The sequence below is a fragment of the Chryseobacterium gambrini genome, assembly GCF_027920505.1.
GTDB classification, from domain to species: domain Bacteria; phylum Bacteroidota; class Bacteroidia; order Flavobacteriales; family Weeksellaceae; genus Chryseobacterium; species Chryseobacterium gambrini.
Genome location: NZ_CP115857.1, coordinates 3,526,931 through 3,546,209 on the forward strand (window position 1 = coordinate 3,526,931; position 19,279 = coordinate 3,546,209).

The 19,279-nt window shown below is 36.5% G+C and carries 15 protein-coding genes; 10 read left to right on the plus strand and 5 right to left on the minus strand.

The window, feature by feature from the left end:
• Positions 1–1,139 precede the first annotated feature (1,139 nt).
• The gene (locus tag PFY09_RS16255) at positions 1,140–2,768 is read right to left on the minus strand and encodes an acyl-CoA carboxylase subunit beta (RefSeq protein ID WP_271160367.1); all 1,629 of its coding nucleotides are present in this window, start codon (positions 2,766–2,768) and stop codon (positions 1,140–1,142) included.
• Between the two features lie 415 nt (positions 2,769–3,183).
• Between PFY09_RS16255 and PFY09_RS16260 the strand changes: the two genes are divergently transcribed.
• Genes PFY09_RS16260 through PFY09_RS16270 form a run of 3 tightly spaced genes read left to right on the plus strand, consistent with a single transcriptional unit; the run spans position 3,184 to position 5,925 of the window.
• Positions 3,184–4,062 carry a DMT family transporter gene (locus PFY09_RS16260; protein WP_087711657.1) on the plus strand — a complete coding sequence of 293 codons (879 nt, stop codon included), beginning with the start codon at positions 3,184–3,186 and terminating at the stop codon, positions 4,060–4,062.
• 12 nt (positions 4,063–4,074) lie between these two features.
• On the plus strand, positions 4,075–5,157 hold the full coding sequence (locus tag PFY09_RS16265) for a putative type IX sorting system protein PorV2 (RefSeq protein WP_076396673.1): 1,083 nt from the start codon (positions 4,075–4,077) through the stop codon (positions 5,155–5,157).
• 12 nt (positions 5,158–5,169) lie between these two features.
• Positions 5,170–5,925, plus strand: coding sequence for a hypothetical protein (locus tag PFY09_RS16270; protein WP_271160368.1), 756 nt, complete (start codon positions 5,170–5,172; stop codon positions 5,923–5,925).
• A gap of 190 nt (positions 5,926–6,115) precedes the next feature.
• Here PFY09_RS16270 and uvrC read toward each other — a convergent pair whose 3' ends face one another.
• Entirely contained in the window at positions 6,116–7,906 is a 1,791-nt protein-coding gene (gene uvrC, locus PFY09_RS16275; RefSeq protein ID WP_271160369.1) for an excinuclease ABC subunit UvrC, read from the minus strand.
• Positions 7,907–8,074: 168 nt separating this feature from the next.
• Positions 8,075–8,836: a hypothetical protein gene (locus PFY09_RS16280; protein ID WP_271160370.1), complete on the minus strand. Its 762-nt coding sequence runs from the start codon at positions 8,834–8,836 to the stop codon at positions 8,075–8,077.
• A gap of 132 nt (positions 8,837–8,968) precedes the next feature.
• Between PFY09_RS16280 and hutH the strand changes: the two genes are divergently transcribed.
• The 5 genes from hutH to PFY09_RS16305 all read left to right on the plus strand — a co-directional run bounded on the left by hutH (position 8,969) and on the right by PFY09_RS16305 (position 13,657).
• On the plus strand, positions 8,969–10,456 hold the full coding sequence (gene hutH / locus PFY09_RS16285) for a histidine ammonia-lyase (protein WP_271160371.1): 1,488 nt from the start codon (positions 8,969–8,971) through the stop codon (positions 10,454–10,456).
• A 6-nt stretch (positions 10,457–10,462) separates the two neighbouring features.
• Positions 10,463–10,918 (plus strand): DUF2059 domain-containing protein, encoded by a 456-nt coding sequence (locus PFY09_RS16290; RefSeq protein ID WP_271160372.1) that lies wholly within the window; start codon positions 10,463–10,465, stop codon positions 10,916–10,918.
• Between the two features lie 166 nt (positions 10,919–11,084).
• Positions 11,085–11,531 (plus strand): GNAT family N-acetyltransferase, encoded by a 447-nt coding sequence (locus tag PFY09_RS16295; RefSeq protein ID WP_268052840.1) that lies wholly within the window; start codon positions 11,085–11,087, stop codon positions 11,529–11,531.
• A 105-nt stretch (positions 11,532–11,636) separates the two neighbouring features.
• A complete protein-coding gene (locus PFY09_RS16300; RefSeq protein WP_271160373.1) occupies positions 11,637–13,133 on the plus strand; it encodes a S8 family peptidase in 1,497 nt (498 codons plus the stop codon).
• 257 nt (positions 13,134–13,390) lie between these two features.
• The gene (locus tag PFY09_RS16305; RefSeq protein ID WP_116100027.1) at positions 13,391–13,657 is read left to right on the plus strand and encodes a hypothetical protein; all 267 of its coding nucleotides are present in this window, start codon (positions 13,391–13,393) and stop codon (positions 13,655–13,657) included.
• A 55-nt stretch (positions 13,658–13,712) separates the two neighbouring features.
• Here PFY09_RS16305 and ygiD read toward each other — a convergent pair whose 3' ends face one another.
• The gene (ygiD, locus tag PFY09_RS16310; protein ID WP_271160374.1) at positions 13,713–14,540 is read right to left on the minus strand and encodes a 4,5-DOPA-extradiol-dioxygenase; all 828 of its coding nucleotides are present in this window, start codon (positions 14,538–14,540) and stop codon (positions 13,713–13,715) included.
• Between the two features lie 76 nt (positions 14,541–14,616).
• A complete protein-coding gene (locus PFY09_RS16315; RefSeq protein ID WP_076396693.1) occupies positions 14,617–15,129 on the minus strand; it encodes a YceI family protein in 513 nt (170 codons plus the stop codon).
• Positions 15,130–15,977: 848 nt separating this feature from the next.
• On the opposite strand from PFY09_RS16315, the gene PFY09_RS16320 reads away from it, so the two are divergent.
• Both PFY09_RS16320 and PFY09_RS16325 read left to right on the plus strand, forming a co-directional pair.
• On the plus strand, positions 15,978–18,119 hold the full coding sequence (locus PFY09_RS16320) for a S9 family peptidase (RefSeq protein ID WP_271160375.1): 2,142 nt from the start codon (positions 15,978–15,980) through the stop codon (positions 18,117–18,119).
• Positions 18,120–18,135: 16 nt separating this feature from the next.
• Positions 18,136–19,218 carry an acyltransferase family protein gene (locus tag PFY09_RS16325; protein ID WP_271160376.1) on the plus strand — a complete coding sequence of 361 codons (1,083 nt, stop codon included), beginning with the start codon at positions 18,136–18,138 and terminating at the stop codon, positions 19,216–19,218.
• The last annotated feature ends 61 nt before the right edge of the window (positions 19,219–19,279 follow it).

The window sequence follows — 19,279 nt, forward strand, 5'->3', positions numbered from 1 at the left end:
TTTTCTGATTCTGTACTTCTTATTCTCAATAGACCTTAAGCTCGAGTTTGAATAGATAGCGATCTCTTTTGTTGAATAATTAAGCTTTAGATAAGCACATACCATGATTTCATTATGGGTTAGTGAAGGATAGTTTTTCTTAATTTTTTGAATAAAAAATGGAAAAGTTTGAGAAAATTTTAGAAAAAACAAAGAACTGTTTTCTTTGGCAAGATTATTTAAATCGTACAGATCATCAGGAGAAACATTGTTTTTATTTACAAATTCCTGTAATTTCGTCTCAGTTTTTATTTTAGTTTTATATAATTTGAGAACAAAATTTTTAATATTAAGCATTAATATAGTACTGATAATAGTATTTAGAATATTAAATAAAGTACTTATTTTAAATACTTTAGATTGCAGCTCCTGTGGAACGGAGCGATTATAAAAAAGACGATGGTCTGTACCAAAATTAATTAAAAGTTCGAGGCAGATGAAAATGAAAATAGGCATCATTTTTCTGGATTGCAACTTGAGATTAACAGAATATGGAATGCAGAGTATTAAGCTTATATAGTACAAATCTATACCAGATTTAGTTCCTAGATAAGAGCTTACATAAAATATGATCACTGAAAACAGAGCATAAACAATATACATGAATGTGAGTGAATAATAAATAGCTTTCGAAAAAACTAAATATAAAAGGAATGCTGTACAAGTGAGCAGAATGGCGGTTAAAAAATATAAACCATAAGTATAGAGAAGTATAGTGTTAAAAATAAACACAATACAAAGGCTGAGAGCATACGTATTGAAAAGCCTTTTTAATCTTATTAAAATTCCTTTCGCTTCATGATAAGAAAAATGCGGACTTCTGTAATGCATAATAACTATTTGTGTTTTTTATAATAAAATTATTTTGAATGTCCGTTTAATAAATGAGGTAACTCATTTTCCTTCAAAATAGATAAATCGCTGAATCGATTGATATTCTATTTATAAAAAATCTAAAGGAAAAAACATAAGAGAATTTCTCTATTAAACGGACAGGCTAATTAATCTTGTTGAAAGCTGTTTAACATTTTTCTGTTAAAAAGAATTCTGGCAGATTAATCTATTCATGCATACAAATTACATTTGTAATTAATCAATCATCAAACCTGTATCACTCCCAGATTAAACTTCTCGGTAATCGGAGAATGGTTCGCAGCTTCAATTCCCATAGAAATCCATTTTCTGGTATCAACAGGATTAATAATTGCGTCGGTCCACAACCTCGCTGCTGCATACGTTGCTTCCGTCTGTTTCTTATATTTTGCCGAAATAGAATCCAGAATTTCTTTATGTTCTTCCTCAGAAATTTCTTTTCCTTGCTTTTTCAGAGTAGACTCCTGGATTTGTGCTAAAACTTTTGCAGCCTGTGCACCGCCCATTACGGCAAGATCTGCCCATGGCCACGCAACAATTAATCTTGGATCATAAGCCTTTCCGCACATCGCATAATTTCCGGCTCCGTAAGAATTTCCTGTAATAATCGTGAACTTAGGAACTACAGAATTAGAAACAGCATTTACCATTTTTGCGCCATCCTTAATAATTCCTCCGTGTTCAGATTTAGAACCTACCATAAAACCGGTGACATCCTGTAAAAACACCAAAGGAATTTTTCTCTGGTTACAGTTCGCAATAAATCGGGTTGCCTTATCCGCAGAATCAGAATAAATCACCCCTCCAAACTGCATTTCACCCTTTCCGCTTTTTACAAGCTTTCTCTGGTTCGCTACAATTCCTACAGACCATCCATCGATTCTTGCCGTGGCACAGATAATGCTTTTCCCGTAATCAGGCTTATATTCTTCGTACTCAGAATTGTCTACAAGACATTTTATAATATCGTAGGTATCATACTGATCCGCTCTTGAAACAGGCATAATCCCGAAAATATTCTCAGGCTTTTCTTTCGGCTGTACACTTTCAATTCTGTCAAAACCTGCTTTCTCAGTACTTCCCAAAGACTTCATGATATTCTTAATTCTGTTCAGCGCATCCTTATCATCTTTAGCCTTATAATCCGTAACTCCCGAAATCGAACAATGTGTAGTTGCACCTCCCAGAGTTTCATTATCAATACTTTCCCCGATTGCCGCTTTTACCAGATAACTTCCTGCAAGGAAAATAGAACCCGTTCCCTCCACAATCATCGCTTCATCACTCATAATCGGAAGATAGGCACCTCCGGCAACACAGCTTCCCATCACAGAAGAAATCTGAATAATTCCTGCAGCACTCATTTTAGCATTATTTCTGAAAATTCTCCCGAACATCTCCTTATCAGGAAAAATCTCATCCTGCATCGGTAAATAAACCCCTGCGGAATCTACCAGATAAATAATCGGAAGTCTGTTTTCCATGGCAATTTCCTGAGCTCTCAGATTTTTCTTACCCGTGATCGGAAACCATGCTCCCGCCTTTACAGAAGCATCATTTGCCACAATGATGCATTGTCTTTTAGAGACATACCCCATTACCACAACAACCCCTCCGCTTGGACAGCCTCCGTGTTCCTCATACATCTCATATCCTGCAAAAGCACCAATTTCTATGGAATCAGAATCCTTATCAAGAAGATAGTCAATTCTTTCTCTTGCCGTCATTTTTCCCTCATCACGAAGCTTCTGAAGCCTCTTTTCACCACCCCCCTTTTTAATTTCTGTCAATAAGCGATTGATGTCGGATAATTTTAGTCTGTTCTGATCTTCTCTTTTGTTGAATTCAATGTCCATAAAAATTTCAATTTTTTCCGTTTAAAGATACTATTTTTTACATGGAATGAAAATGGATATAAACAAATGTTTAATAAATTGGTTTTCAGAATTTTATGAAATATTTAACAAAAAATATATTTTTTATGGTTCGTAATTTGCTAACTTTACATTAGAGAAAGGGAGAGTGAAATCTCATCCTTCCTCTAAGTTCCTAGTTTATTTTTTTAATAGTTTATTATTTGAAGGCCCTGAAAGTTGAATAAATTTTCAGGGTTTTTTTATTTTATGTTAAATAGGAATCTTAATTCCTGATTTCCTTCAAACAATTCGCGTTTTAAATTTTATCAGAAAATCAGAAGCTTTACTGAAAAATTATTACACGAAATGTAAAACCTATTTGTATTTTTGCAGAAATAGTAAAAGAAGGTAGGATATGCATAAATTGGCTCTTTTCAGATTGCATTTGATAGTGTTTTTGTGGGGATTTACAGCAATTTTGGGAAAACTGATTCATGCGAATGCAGAAATTCTGGTTTTTTACAGAATGCTGTTTGCGGCGATCTGTCTTTTTGTGTACATCCGTGTTTTCAAAAAAGACAGCATTAAGGTTTCGAAGAAAGTATTTTTCCAGCTGGCTGCAATCGGCTTTTCGATGGCGATTCACTGGTACTGCTTTTTTTATTCCATTAAAATATCGAATGTTTCCATCGCATTAAGCTGTCTGTCTTTATCCACCTTATTTGCATCCATTCTGGAACCTTTGATTTTCAAAAGAAAGATTGACGTTTCGGAAGTCGTCATGGGAGTGGTAATTGTCGCCTGTATTTTGTTGATCTTCAAAACAGAATTTCAGTACAAAGAAGGAATATTTTACGGAGTGCTGTGTGCCATTTTCGGAACCATTTTTTCGGTTTTCAACGGAAAGATGTTTGGAAAAACAAGCTCAGGAAATATTATTTTTTATGAAATATTCTCAGGATGGTTTATTTTATTGATATTTTATCTCTTCTCAGGACAAATTTTTTCGATAAATGAAATAAGTTACCGCGATATCGCGTTAATAGGTTTACTGGCAAGTGTTTTCACAGCTTTCCCGATGCTGGAATCGGTGAATCTCATGAAATATATTTCGCCTTTTACATTAATTTTAACAGTTAATTTAGAACCGGTTTACGGAATTATACTAGCTTTTTTTATCTTTGGGGAATCAGAACACATGAGCCCGATTTTTTACATCGCTTCAGGAGTTATGATACTGGCAATCATTGCTAACGGATTGATAAAAGCTAAAAAACAAAAAACTTTAAATTAAGCATCAATTGATATGATGAAAAAATATTTTTTACTTGCATTCTCTCTGGTTTTCGGGATATCGCAATCCCAGATCATCAGAAAATATTCCAACGAATTTCTGAACATCGGAGCCGGAGCAAGAGGTCTTGCCATGGGAGGTGCGGTGATCTCCAATCAGGATGATGTCTATTCCCCGATGTGGAACCCCGCTGGATTAATGGGCGTGGAAAAAGACTGGCAGGGCGCAGCAATGCACGCCGAATATTTCGAATCTATCGCAAAATACGATTATTTAGCCTATGCAAAAGTTCTGGAAACCGGAGTTTTTGGAGTTTCTGTTGTAAGATTGGGAGTAGATAATATCTTAAATACCACACAGTTAATCGACACCGAAGGAAATATTGATTATGACAAAATCACCAAATTCTCCCAGTCCGATTACGCAGCAATTCTTTCGTATGCATTCAACCCGGGAGGAAATCAGAAGCTTGATGTGGGGATTAACGCTAAAATCGTTTACAGAAATGTAGGGAAATTTGCCAACGGATATGGTTTCGGTTTCGATGTGGGGGCTATTTATAAAATGGACAACGGGTGGAAACTGGGAGGTATGCTGAGAGATGCAACCACTACAGTCAACTTCTGGAGCGTCAACCAGAAAGAACTTTCCACAGTGGTTAACGGAGAAGAATTCAACCCTGCGCCAAAAGATAAAATGGAGCTTACGATGCCGAAATTAAATGCAGGTGTAAGTAAGATGTTTGAAATCAACAGCAGTGTGTATGTATTGCCGGAAGCGGGAATTAACGTAGATTTTGCAAAAACTGCTGCATTGGTTTCTACCGATTTTGCGAGTTTAACACCGTATGCCGGAGCAGAATTAGGCTATCAGAAAATGATTTTCGTGAGATTGGGGGTGAACAGATTCCAGTCGATTACAGATATTGAGGATCTCAGAAGAAAAGTTTCTTTCCAGCCGAGTGCGGGAATCGGGATCAGATACCGAGGTCTTACGCTGGATTATGCAATTACAAACTCCGGAATCGGAGGATCTAATTTCTATTCCAATTTCTTTTCTCTGAAACTGGATATCGGGCAATTCAGAAACGACTAAATTTTAAATTAAATGAAAAAAATATCACTTATCATATTAACAGCCAGTTCGATGTTGGCTTTCGGACAGAAGGTTTCGGATTATAAATATATCTCTCTTCCTTCGAAACTGGAAACTTTTAAAGAAGATTTCGGGTTGAATGATTTATTAACCAAAACCTTAAGAAGTAAAAATTACTCGGTAATTCCGGCAGATAAGTTACAATGGCCCGCTGAAGCGCAAAGTAATCCATGCAATGTTTTGATGGCAGATATCATCAACGACAGTGGTTTTTTGCGAAACAAAGTATTGGTTCAGTTTAAAGACTGTAACGATAAAGTAGTTTCATCCATTAAAGGCGCTTCTAACATCAAGGAATACAAAGAAGGTTATCAGGATGCGCTGAAACAGACTTTTGTTTCCATTTCTCCGGCTAATCCTACAGCACAGCCTGCTTCTCCGGTAAAAGTTCAGGAAACCGTAACAACAAACTCTACGCAGGTTGTTACCAACAGCTCATCTTCATCTGTAGACAATACCGCGTTGAAATTCAGCAACGGAAAGATGGATCTTCAAAAAATTCAGATCGACAATTCTCAATTTATTCTGGTAAATTCTAACAGCTCTTCACCGTTTGCAACTTTCAAAGCAACGACAAAAAGCGATGTTTTCAGAGTAAAACTACAAAACGGAGAATCTACATTAGGATACTACGAAAATGGAAATATTATTATAGAAATGCCTTTGTCCGGCGGTGAGTACGGCAAAGAAATATTTTATAAAAAGTAACGGCATTACAGCATAAATCAAAAAGTCCTCATAACGAGGACTTTTTTTTGTAAATTTAAATATGAAGAAGTTCTTGAGTTAAGTAGTCTTTAACTTCATCTAATTTATAAAAAATATTTAAATTAACAAATATTATAAAAATTATTTTCATAAAATAATTTATTATTTGCTATTTATTTCGCGTTTATCCTTATTCGTTGAAAAAATCGTAAATGATTTTCGCTTTGCTTTTCCCTAAAATCTCCTCCAATGTCTCAAGATTAGATTCCTTGATTCTCTTGACTGATTTTAATTTTGAAAGCAATAATTCAATTGTTTTTTCCCCAACTCCCGGAATTTCCTCCAGCTCAGATTTTATCGTAGAATTTTTTCTTCTGGTTCTGTGATGTTTCACGCCAAATCGGTGTGCTTCGTCTCTCACACGCTGCAAAATCTTCAGCGTTTCAGACTTTTTATCCAAATATAAAGGAATAGGATCTTCCGGAAAGAAAATCTCTTCCAGACGTTTCGCAATGCCTACAATGGTAATTTTTCCGTATAATCCTAACAGTCTCAGACTTTTTACCGCAGAAGATAACTGACCTTTTCCACCGTCAATTAAAATCAACTGAGGCAGATCTTCGCCTTCATCCAGCATTCTTTTGTAACGGCGGTAGATCACTTCCTCCATTGTAGCGAAATCATTGGGACCTTCCACGGTTTTCGGATGAAAAATTCTGTAATCGGCTTTGCTTGGTTTTCCGTCTTTGAAAACAACACACGCAGAAACAGGATTCGTTCCCTGAATATTGGAGTTATCAAAACCTTCGATATGTCTTGGTTCAACCGGCATTCTCAGCAATTTCTGCATTTCAGACATAATTCTGTTCGTATGTCTTTCCGGATCAACGATCTGAACCTGTTTTAATTTTTCTAAACGGTATTCTTTCGCATTCTTTTCAGAAAGCTCAACGATTCGCTTTTTATCACCTACTTTCGGAACGATCAGTTTTACATTCGGAATTTCAATAGACAGGTGAAAAGGCAGAAGCACTTCTTTTGAATGGGAATCGAATTTCTGACGGATTTCCACCAAAGCCTGCTCCATAATGTCTTCGTCGCTTTCTTCAAGGATTTTTTTGATCTCAGTGGTATAACTCTGGATAATATTTCCATTCCTTATTTTAAAGAAATTAACGTAAGCTGCCGTTTCGTCACTTGTCATTCCAAAAACATCCACATCATCAATACTCGGATTCACCACTGTATTTTTAGTCTGATAATCTTCAAGCGCATCAATTCTTTCCTTGATGATCTGAGCATTTTCAAACTGGAGATTGGTGGCATATTTCATCATCTGGTTCACCAGATATTCTTTTGCTTTACGGAAATCTCCTTTGATGATTCCGCGGATGGCATCTATTTTTTCATCATAATCTTCCTTGCTTTCCAAGCCTTCGCAAGGTCCTTCACAGTTTTTGATGTGATATTCCAGACAGACCTTGTATTTTCCTTCATCAATTTTACTCGGAGCTAAATTGAGATTGCAGGTTCTTAATTTGTAAATATGCTTTATCGTATCAAGAAGAATCTTTGCAGGACGTACTTTTGCGTAAGGTCCGTAATATTCGGAACCGTCTTTAATTTTGGTACGCGTAAGAAAAATTCTCGGAAAATCTTCGTTTTTAATACAGATCCACGGATACGTTTTGTCATCCTTCAGCATGACATTATAAAACGGCTGATGTTCCTTAATTAAATTATTTTCCAGTAAAAGTGCATCATATTCACTGTTAACGATCGTTGTTTCCAGTCGCTGGATTTTTCCCACCATGATTTTGATGCGGTACCCTGAAAGATTTTTGTTGAAATAGGAGAGAACCCTTTTTTTCAGATTTTTAGCCTTTCCTACATACAAAAGCTGATCATTTTTGTCATAATAACGATAAACACCGGGCTCGGAAGGTAAAGTTTTGAGTTGTAATTCTAAAGAAGGATTCATATAACAAAATTACGGAATTTAGAAGCACAAAAAAAGCTGTAAAAATGCTACAGCTTTATAATATTTGTTAAAATTGATCTTAATTAACCACAAAAAGGAGCAAAATAATTTATACGCTGGTTAACTTTATAAACTGCTGATTTTTTGTGTATTTTTTGGGTAAAAAATTTAGCTTTGGCTCATTTCTGTGTACTGATACACTAAAAAGCTGAAATAATCCCATTCCACGGAATTCTTAGGATATTTTTTCATAAACTCAGCATTGTCTCCGAAAAGAAAATCATAATTGTCTTCGAAATCATCTTTATGAAGCCACATTACTTTATCTCCTTTTTTTACATAGTAGGATTTTGTAACACCGCCGCCCAATTGTGGAGAACCCATCACCGAAAATCCGCCGGTTTCTTTTGCTCTGGGATCATGATAAATGGAAATGATATCATCAAATTCCGGATTGATGACCTGCATTAAGAATTCTTTGTCGTCCTTCTTATTTTTCAGGGAAACGGTCTGGTTTACAAAGTGAATACGGTCTTTGGTGGTTGAGTTTTTTAATTTCTTGGTCTGATAGTTTCTGATGTTGCCCATGTACTTAAAAACTTTCCCCACTTTTTCAGCCTCATTCGGATACAGGTACATTTCGCTGATGTTATCGGCAACAAATACCGATGGCTTTTTAGAAATACTGTCTTTCAGCGTAACCTCAAAAATCTGACCTTTTTTCGTATCTGTTTTGCTGCAGAAACCTTTATGAGTCGTTCCGTCCTTTAATATTACGGTAGATGTCTTTTTTACAGAGGGAGCGTTAAAACCTTCATTAAAAAGGTACTGTTCCATTTTTTTAATTTCTTCCTTGGAGTATTTTACTTTCTGTCCGAAAGAAGCCGTGCTTACAAGAAACAGCGTAAACACTAAAGTTTTAAGTTTCATGGGATATTAATTTTTATATTTCGGCGGTAAAAATAGCAAATTAATTCACTTATTCTCAGAAAAATACAGACTGTTGAAATTTAGTTTTTCCAATCGTTGCCAAATGTGTAATTTTAAGACAAAATTTTGAGAATGATATACGGTGTAGATGTTTTCAGTTTCCATGATGTTTTGGAGATCTGCAAAACTCCAAATAAAGCTAAATTAAACAAAACCGCTAAAGAACAGATTTTAAAATCCCAGAAAAATGTACAGCAGATTGTAGAATCAGACCGATGTGTTTATGGGATCAATACAGGTTTCGGACCTCTTTGCGATACAAAAATATCGGCGGATGAAACTGCGCAGTTGCAATATAATCTGATTATTTCTCACGCAGTAGGCGTAGGAAAACCAATTGATAAAGAACTTTCTAAAATTATGATGATAGCGAAAGTTCATGCACTGTCAAAAGGTTTTTCAGGAGTTTCTCTGGAAGTGATCGAAAGATTGATCTTAATGCTGGAAAAAGACATCATTCCTGTAGTTCCGGAGCAGGGTTCTGTAGGAGCTTCGGGAGACTTGGCACCTTTGGCGCATCTTGTTTTACCGCTTTTAGGGCTGGGAAAAGTTTGGGTTGGAAATGAAATTTTTGAAACAGCCGAAATTTTAGAAAAAAATAATCTCGAACCTTTGGTTTTAGGACCGAAAGAAGGATTGGGATTAATCAACGGAACGCAGTTTATTCTTGCGCATGCGATTAAAGGATTAGAAAAATTTGAATATTTGCTTGATCTTGCGGATATGACGGCTGCAATGAGTATTGAAGCTTACAGAGGTTCTGCAAGTCCGTTTAAAAAAGAGCTGCATGAGATCCGTCCTTTTGAGGGAAGTAAAAAAGTTGCGGCAAGAATGCTTAAATTTTTAAAGAGTTCTGAAAACCTTAAAGCACACGAATATTGCGACAGAGTTCAGGATCCGTATTCCATGAGATGTGTTCCGCAGGTTCACGGTGCAAGCAGAAACGCCTTCGAACATCTGAAAATAATGGCAGAAACGGAACTGAATTCGGTAACGGATAATCCAATCGTTTTAAGCGCGGAAGAATCTATTTCCGGAGGAAATTTCCACGGACAGTTGATGGCTTTACCTTTGGATTATGCAACTTTAGCTGCTGCCGAACTGGGAAATATTTCAGATAGAAGAAGTTACTTGTTGCTGGAAGGAAAATACGGCTTACCAAGATTGCTAACGGAAAGTTCAGGTCTGAATTCCGGATTTATGATTCCTCAATATACTTCTGCTGCGTTGGTTACGGAAAATAAAACATTGTGTTTTCCGGCTTCTGCGGATTCTATTCCGACGAGTTTAGGACAGGAAGATCATGTTTCGATGGGAAGTATTTCCGGAAGAAAATTCAATCAGGTTCTTGGCAATCTTGTGAATATTTTGGCGGTTGAACTTATGTTTGCAGCACAAGGTTTAGAATTCCGAAGACCGGCAAAATGTTCAAAAATTATTGAAGAAAATTTTGAAATCCTTCGTTCAAAAGTAGCTAAGCTTGAAGATGACCGACTGATTGGTCAGGATATGCTTGCAATCGCAGAATTGATAAATGAAAGAAAATTTATAGTTAATTAAAACAAGATGAAAAAAATTTTAGTAGCGTTTGTTCTTTTTATAGGTGTTACAGGCTTTGCCCAAACATCAAAAGAAGCAAAGATCAAAGAATTAATTGAAGTTACCGGAGTCAGTAAAATGGCGGTACAGGGAGCTCAGCAATTTGTAAATACATATAAAGAAAATTATAAAGATATTCCTGATGAATTTTGGAATGGATTTTTAAAAGAAGTTTCCACAGAAGAATTTTCTAAACTCTATATTCCTATTTATGCAAAATATTATACAGAATCGGATCTTGATGAGCTGATAAAATTCTACAAAACTCCTATCGGACAAAAAACAATTTCTAACATGCCTTTAATCATGAATGAAAGTATGGAAGTTGGCAGAGAATGGGGGCAGAATTTAGCAAAAAAGCTGATTGATAAAATTAACACACAAAAAGGGTATCAATCTCCACCGCCACCAAAAAGTAAATAATGCAAAGGCTTCCGGAAATGGAAGTCTTTTTTATTTTTTAAGATTTAAAAAAAATATTTGTATTGAATTGTGAAAATATGAGTGTTACTTGGGTTAAAAAATATAACCTTTGAAAAAGTATTAAAATTTAAAAACAAAATCTTTAATTTAGCCTAAAACCATTTCCATGACAATCAAAAGAACAGATTCTTCCAATAAAGATTTTCAAAATTTAGTACAGCTTTTAGATGCGGATTTAGCCATTCGCAATGGGGAAGATCATGCTTTTTACGATCAGTTTAACAAAATTGATGCGATCAAAAACTGTATTGTTATTTATGTGGATGAAATTCCTGCGGCTTGTGGAGCATTTAAAAAATTTGACGAAAAAACAGTTGAAATTAAAAGAATGTACACCAATCCTGATTTCAGAAAGAAGGGTTTGGCAACAACGATCGTTAAAGAACTTGAATTTTGGGCAAAGGAATTGAATTATACAAAAGCGGTGTTGGAAAGCTCATTGGAGCAGAATGAAGCCCTTTCTGTTTATGAAAAAAGCGGTTACACAAGAATTCCAAATTACGGACAGTACATCGGAATTGATAAAAGTGTCTGTTATGAAAAAGTTTTATAGCTTAATTTCATAGTATTATTTTAAGCATAATAAATTTTTAAATTCTGTTGTTCGGTAATTCATTGTAAATTAATATCTTGGTTTTACCAATCAAATAGTATTTATATGAGAAAAAATGTTTTTTACCTTTTATTGTTATTCTTTGTTTTCACGGCATGTAACAGAGACGATCTTCAGAACAATGTTGCCAGTACGGAAATTACCCAGAAAGATCCTTTAACGGCAAAACAGATCAATGAAAAAATCAACGAAACCATCAAAACGAAAGGCAGATTTTCATGGAATGAATCTTCCGATCATTTTCTGTGGAGCGGGATTTTTCAGGGAAATAAAATTGCTTCCATCGGATTTGGCTCTTCTTTCGACAGAAGTCTGGATGCAGACAACAAAGCCATTGAAAACGAAATTTTAGACCTGATTAAAAAATATGAAGGAAAGACCGACAGAATTTTACTGTCTTCAGACCAATATCTGAATCAGATCGACGTTGCCATCGAAAAGCAGGAAACGGTGATTGCACTCAGAAAAATGAAAAACATCCGTTATCTGGAACCTGCAGATTACCGTTATTTCGAAAACGAAAAACAATTCGGGGCAACTGCAAAATCCAGCAGCAGTTCTTCAGGATGCGGATTTGAATCTACCGCTTTGAATGCTGCGGATTATACAACCGTTTCTCCTAATGCAAAAGCACCGTGGTCATTTACGAAACACAATATCATTAATGCATGGAGCTACAGCACAGGAGCAGGAGTGACCATTGGAGTGATAGACAGCGGTGTTTCTCCGGAGCAGTCTTTATTAGGAAGCAGCTTTAATAACGGACTTTCTACAGGAAGAACTATCAGCAAAAATGGAGTGTATGTAGATTCAGTCTGGCCGTGGAGTACAGGATACGACGGTTCTGCGGATAAATGCGGCCACGGAACAAGCATGGCTTCTGCTGCAGCCGCTCCGAGAAATAATCAGGGACAGCCGGTTGGTGTGGCTTACAATGCCAATCTGGTAACGTACAGAGCAGCTTCTAATGTAGTTCTGGACGGATATCATGAGCAAAACGGAGTGAAAATAGCGTTTACAGAGCTGGGAAATAATAACAGTGTAAAAATTATTTCAATGTCGATGGGACATATCTTTTCTGTCGGGAAAATTGAAGATGGCGTAAAATATGCGTATTCAAAAGGAAAATTAATTTTCTGCGCAGGAGGAACTTCCACCAGCTTCACGAACTTCGTAGGCGTTATTTTTCCGGCTTGGATGCCTGAAACACAAGCGATAACAGGAGTAAAAGAAAATACGTCCAATCAGAAATGCGATGTTTGCCACTCAGGAAGCGAAATCGATTTTACTTATCAGATGGAAAGAGGTTCAGGAAGCAATATTCCGGTCTTAAGTTACTATAACGGACAAACGGATTATGTAGGTGGTTCTTCTGTAGCAACAGCTTCCACCGCAGGAATTGCGGCGTTGGTCTGGGCTAAAAATCCTTCATGGACGAGAGATCAGGTTATTAATAAAATGAGACAGTCTGCAACCTATTATCCGACTCCGAACTCAGATTACGGATATGGAAATATTAATGTTTTACAGGCGGTACAGTAAAAATTCAAACTAAAAATAGAGGAAAGGGAATATTGTTAATTAACGATATTCCCTTTTTATTTCTCCTGAATCATCATATTAAGTATTTCTACGTAAAGTGAAAAAGTGGTAAATCTACGCTAACCGCTCTAGAGGAAGTGTGGTATCTTTGAAAGGTGATCACAAACAAAACTTAATAATCATGGAGACCAGAAACCATTCAAACGGGGCGAAATCCGAAAAGCCAGAAGAGTAGGAACACAAAATAAAATTAAAACATGGAAACAAAAGAATTAGTAGGAGGCTGGACAGCGTATCATCCTTTAACACCGGAAGATCAAAAAGTATTCGACGAAGCAATGAATGGATTTGTTGGAGTAAAATATCAACCGCAATCTGTATCTACACAAGTGGTAAACGGAACAAACTACCGTTACCAGTGCCTTGCTTCCATGCCGCCTTCTGAGGTAGTTTGGAATGCCGTTGTAGAAATCTATGCTCCGATTGACGGACAACCTCATGTTGTTGGTATTCAAAGAATCTAATGATAGCATTGCCCTTAATAAAAAAGAAACGGAAGAAAATTTCTTCCGTTTCTTTTTATCCTATTCTCACACTCGTCATACTCAGAGATCCTGCAATTAATTCATCATTAAATAAACTCAGGTTTTCAGATTTCTCTTTCAGCCCTAAAGTATAGAGTAAAGGAAGATAATGATCGGGAGTGGGAACCGCATATTGCAACGAAGTTCCCTGTTTCTGGTAATCGATGATGTTCCGGAAATTTCCGTCCAAAAGCCAGTTGTTGGTTTTCTCTCTGGCTTCAATCGCCCAGTCCCATCCGGCTCCGACAGTATTGATATTTCTCCAGTCGATCAGTCTCAAATTATGAACAATGTTTCCGCTTCCGATAATTAAAATTCCTTTTTCGCGGAGCTTATTGAGTTTCTTAGCTAAATCAAAATGATACTGCGGAGGTTTTGTATAATCAATACTCATTTGAATAACAGGAATATCTGCATTCGGATACATATGTTTAATCACAGACCATGCTCCGTGATCCAGTCCCCAGTTGTGATCTTCCTCTACGACAACCGGAGCCAGCAATTCTGCTGTCTCTTTTGCCAACTCAGGATTTCCCGGAGCCGGATACTGTACATCAAACAAAGCCTGCGGAAAACCTCCAAAATCATGAATTGTTCTCGGCATATCCATTGCCGTTACTTTCGTTCCCTGTGTAAACCAGTGTGCCGAAATACAGAGAATGGCATTCGGTTTCGGAATTTCAGCCGCAGCTTTTCGGAAACCCTGTACAAACTGGTTTTCTTCAATAGCATTCATCGGCGAACCATGTCCCAGAAAAAGAACAGGCATTTTCTGAGTATTTCTAAAATTTTCGCTGATGTTTTGTAAATCGTTGAGGTTCATTTTTTTATTCTCAAAAACAGAAAAGAGCAAAGGAAAGTTACATTACCTTTGCTCTTTTACCTTGATTTTTATGTTCTTATGCTTGTTTTACAAACTGTAATTCTCCGGCGATTTTTACTTCCTCGCTTACCATTACACCTCCTGCTTCAAGCGCAGCGTTCCAGTTCAGTCCGAAATCTTTTCTGTTGATTTTCCCTTCGAAAGAGAAACCAGCCTTTGTATTTCCCCAAGGATCAACATTAATTCCGTTGAAATCCACATCAAGTGTTACAGGCTTTGTAATTCCGTTAATCGTTAAATTTCCTGTTACTTCGTTGTTCAGTGCAGAAGATTCGAAAGTAATCGTAGGATTGGCTTCAGCGTTAAAGAATTCGGCAGATCTTAAGTGGTTATCTCTGTCTGTATTGTGAGTAGAGATAGAAGCTGTCTGAACTGTTGCCGTTGTTTTAGCATTTGCAAAAGTATCGTCTTCCGCATCAATTTCAGCCGTAAAATCTGTAAAGTTTCCTTTGATATTAGAGATCATCATGTGTTTTACTTTAAAAGTAATTTCACTGTGAGCAGGGTCTAGGTTCCATTTTGTTGCCATTGTATTAATATTTTTTGTTGTTAATTATACTGCAAATGTATATCAGAAGAGAGGTACAAATCATTGACGTAGGATAAGAAATGCTTTTCGCTGTATTTTTCACAATCCTGTCATTTCAACGAACGAGAAATCTTAAAAATATTTTTAAGGAAAAAGCAAAACAACTCTATTTCTATTACCCTTACACCCTCATACGCTTCAACCCTCCAACTCCCCAACTTTAAAACTCTCAAACTCAATCAGGAGCTTTATCGCGCTTTCCGCACTCGCTATTTCTTTAGTTTCGGCGCGGCGAAGCCGCGCCGAAACTAAAGAAATGAGCTCAGACAATTGCTGCAATCACGGCTAGGATTGAAGCCGGTTATTCATTACACGTCATTGCGAGCAGAAGGTCTGCGAACGTAGTTCTGAAGAGACGAAGCAATCTCAATAAAACAAAAGCCTCTCTTTATCATTCAGCAAAAATCAAACCCGAACTTCAAAAATGGCTCGGAACTACATTACATATTCTTACAAAACAAAAAAGCATACAGTTCATTTGCTGAGTGAAAAGTTTATGCTAAGCTTGTCGAAGTACCTTTGCGACCAAAAATCCGCCTAATCATTAAAACAAAACCCTTGCGTATTTTGCGTTAAAATTCTAACCCAGTCATTGTGACGTAGAAATCTCAATAAAGCAAAAGTCTCACTTTATCATTTAATAAGATTTGAAATTACTTCAAATAAATTCAAAATAAACAACAGCAAACAGCCATCAACAACCAACAAAAAACCAAACTCCATTTTACTTTAACACTTCTTAACCATTGATATTTATTTCTTATTTTTGAAGGATTCAATTTTATACAATGAAATTATATAAATTATCTTTATGGATGCTGGTTTTGGGAAGCAGCGCATTGGCTCAGACCCAAAAATTTACAATGGCGGAGGCAGTAAACGGGATGAGAACCAACTTAGCCGTTAAAAACATCTCGCAGTTTTCATGGTCTGCAGATGGAAAATCTTATATTCAGGCGGTAAAAGGCGGATATTTAATCACCGATCTGAAAACCAACAAGCAGGATACGCTGGTTTCTTTATCCCAGTTGAATAAGAATTTAACAGACAATAAATTCAAAGCAGTTCCACAAATTAAATTCATCAGCAATTCTCAGGGATATTTTAATTCCGGCGGAAAAATGGTATGGGTAGAAAAATCAGGCAGCGACTGGAAAACAAAAAATTCCGTTGCTCTGGACGAAAATGCTGCCAATATGAAGATTTTTGGAGATAACCAGACCTTTGCATTTACCGTAAAGAATAATTTATTTGTTAACAAAAACGGAAAAACCATTGCGGTAACCAACGATACCGATGAAAATATCCTGAATGGAGCTTCCAATGTTCACCGTAACGAATTCGGAATTGATACCGGAATTTTCCCGGCTCCAAATTCTGAAAGTGTAGCTTTTTACAGAATGGATCAGACGATGGTTGCTGATTATCCGATTATTGACTGGTCTGTAACTCCTGCTGTAAATCACAATATCAAATATCCGATGGCGGGAAAAACGTCTCATCAGGTAACTCTGGGAGTTTTCAATATTAAAACTCAGAACACAACCTTCTTAAATATCGAAGGCGAAAAAGATCAGTACTTAACGGCTGTTACCTGGAGTCCGGATTCAAAGTATATTTTTGTAGGCGTTCTGAACAGAGGGCAGAATTACCTGAAAATGAATCAATATGATGCTTCGACAGGAAATTTAGTAAAAACTTTATTCGAAGAAACAAGTGATAAATATGTGGAACCTCAACATCCTTTAACATTCTTCCCGAATTCCAATACAGATTTCATCTGGCAGAGCCAGAGAACAGGGTATAACCATTTATTCCACTACAATCTGGAAAAAGGACTCGTTGCACAGATTACAAAAGGAGATTGGCTGGTAACGGATATTTTAGGTTTCAATGAAAAGAAAAAAGAAATCTATTTTACCTCCACGAAAGAGACTTCGTTGGAAAAGCATTTGTACAGAATCAACTGGACAAATTTTAAGATGCAGAGAATGGATAACGCAGAAGGAGTTCACTCCGGAGTGTTAAGCAGCGACGGAAATTTCCTGTATGATGTCTACAGCAACGCCGATACGCCAAGAGTTGCCAACATCATCAACACAAACACATTAAAGACAAACAATCTTCTGACTGCTGAAAATACACTGAAAAATTATCAGCGCCCGGAAATTAAAAATATCAACTTAAAAGCCGACGACGGAACAATTTTGTACGGAAAAATGATTCTTCCGACCAATTTTGACCAGAATAAAAAATATCCGGTGATTGTTTATCTATACAACGGTCCGCATTTGCAGCTTATTACCAATTCTTTCCCTGCATCCGGAAATCTTTGGTACGAATACATGGCGCAAAACGGGTACATCATTTTCACGATGGACGGAAGAGGTTCTTCTAACCGTGGGTTAAAATTTGAGCAGGCAGTTTTCAGAAATCTGGGAACTACAGAAATGAACGACCAGATGAAAGGAGTAGAGTATTTAAAATCTCTTCCTTACGTAGATTCCGAAAGAATGGGAATCCACGGATGGAGCTTCGGAGGATTTATGACGACAAGTTTCATGCTTCGTAAGCCGGATGTTTTCAAAGTGGGTGTTGCAGGAGGACCTGTAATCGACTGGAGTATGTACGAAATTATGTATGGCGAAAGATACATGGATACTCCGCAGGAAAATCCACAGGGTTATGCAACAGCCAATCTTCTGGATAAAGTTCAGAATCTGAAAGGAAAATTATTAATGATTCACGGAGCACAGGATGATGTTGTGGTTTGGCAGCATTCCGTTAAATTCATCAAATCTGCGGTTGATAATGGTGTTCAGTTGGACTATTTTGTGTATCCTGGACATCCGCACAACGTGATCGGCAAAGACAGAGTGCATCTTATGCAGAAAGTAACAGATTATTTTGATCAGAATCTGAAAAAATAATCCTGAAATATTGATAATGAACTTCACCAAAAAAGGCAGAGTACACTTTCATACGTTCGATTCGTTGAGGTTTCTGTCTTTTTTATTGGTTTTTTTACGCCATTCCCCTGTTCCCGAAGATAGTTTTTTATACTATTTTTCCAAGGAAGGGGGGATTGGTGTTTCTTTTTTCTTCGTACTGAGCGGTTTCCTCATCACCTATATTCTTATTCTCGAAAAAATGAACAATAAGGGAACAATTCCGCTGAAAAAGTTCTTTATGAGAAGGATTTTAAGAATATGGCCGCTTTATTATGCCATGGTACTTTTTGCGATATGTACGCCTTTTGTTCTTGATTTTTTTAATATGTCCTATTCCAACGAAGGATATCAGCCAAATTGGTGGTTTACCCTTACTTTTCTGGAAAATTATATGGCGATGTATACCAATCAGCTTCCCAATGTATCGCCGATTACCGTGATCTGGTCTTTGTGTATCGAGGAGCATTTTTACATTTTCTGGGGACTGGCTTTTTACTTTATTTCCCTTAAAAATATTCCGAAACTTCTTCTGGGAAGTATTGTTTTTTCATTCATCATGCAGATGGTGTATGGAAAATTACAAATACCGACTTTAGATCTCTTTACCAATATTCACTATTTTGCTTTCGGAGCCATTCCAGCGTATATTTTTGTCTTTAGAGAAGATCTAATCCAAAAGCTTGAAACGGTTCCTGCTGTTTACAAATACAGTTACGCTTTTTTGGTGTTGGCATTTATTGTTTTTATAGGGAATTCAAAAATAATTTCAAATCCTGTACTGATTTCATTTCTTTTGAGTGTTTTATTTTCAGGGTTAATTTTATCTACTTTAGGAACAAAAAATGTTTTTAAAATTTCAGATAAAAGTATTTTGGCAAAACTTGGAAAATACACTTACGGACTGTATATTTTTCACACCATTTTAATCATGTTTTTTATAAAAATAGGAAATAGATTCAATCTCAACTGGATGTTAGTCGTTGCGCTGTCATTTATTGCTTCAGTTGTATGTTCCGTGCTTTCTTACCATCTTTTCGAAAAACAGTTTTTAAGACTTAAAAGCAAAATAAGCACTTAATATCCCATTTCCTTTCTTATCAAACATCAATGTATCTGATTTTCAGTTGCCGTAAATTTGT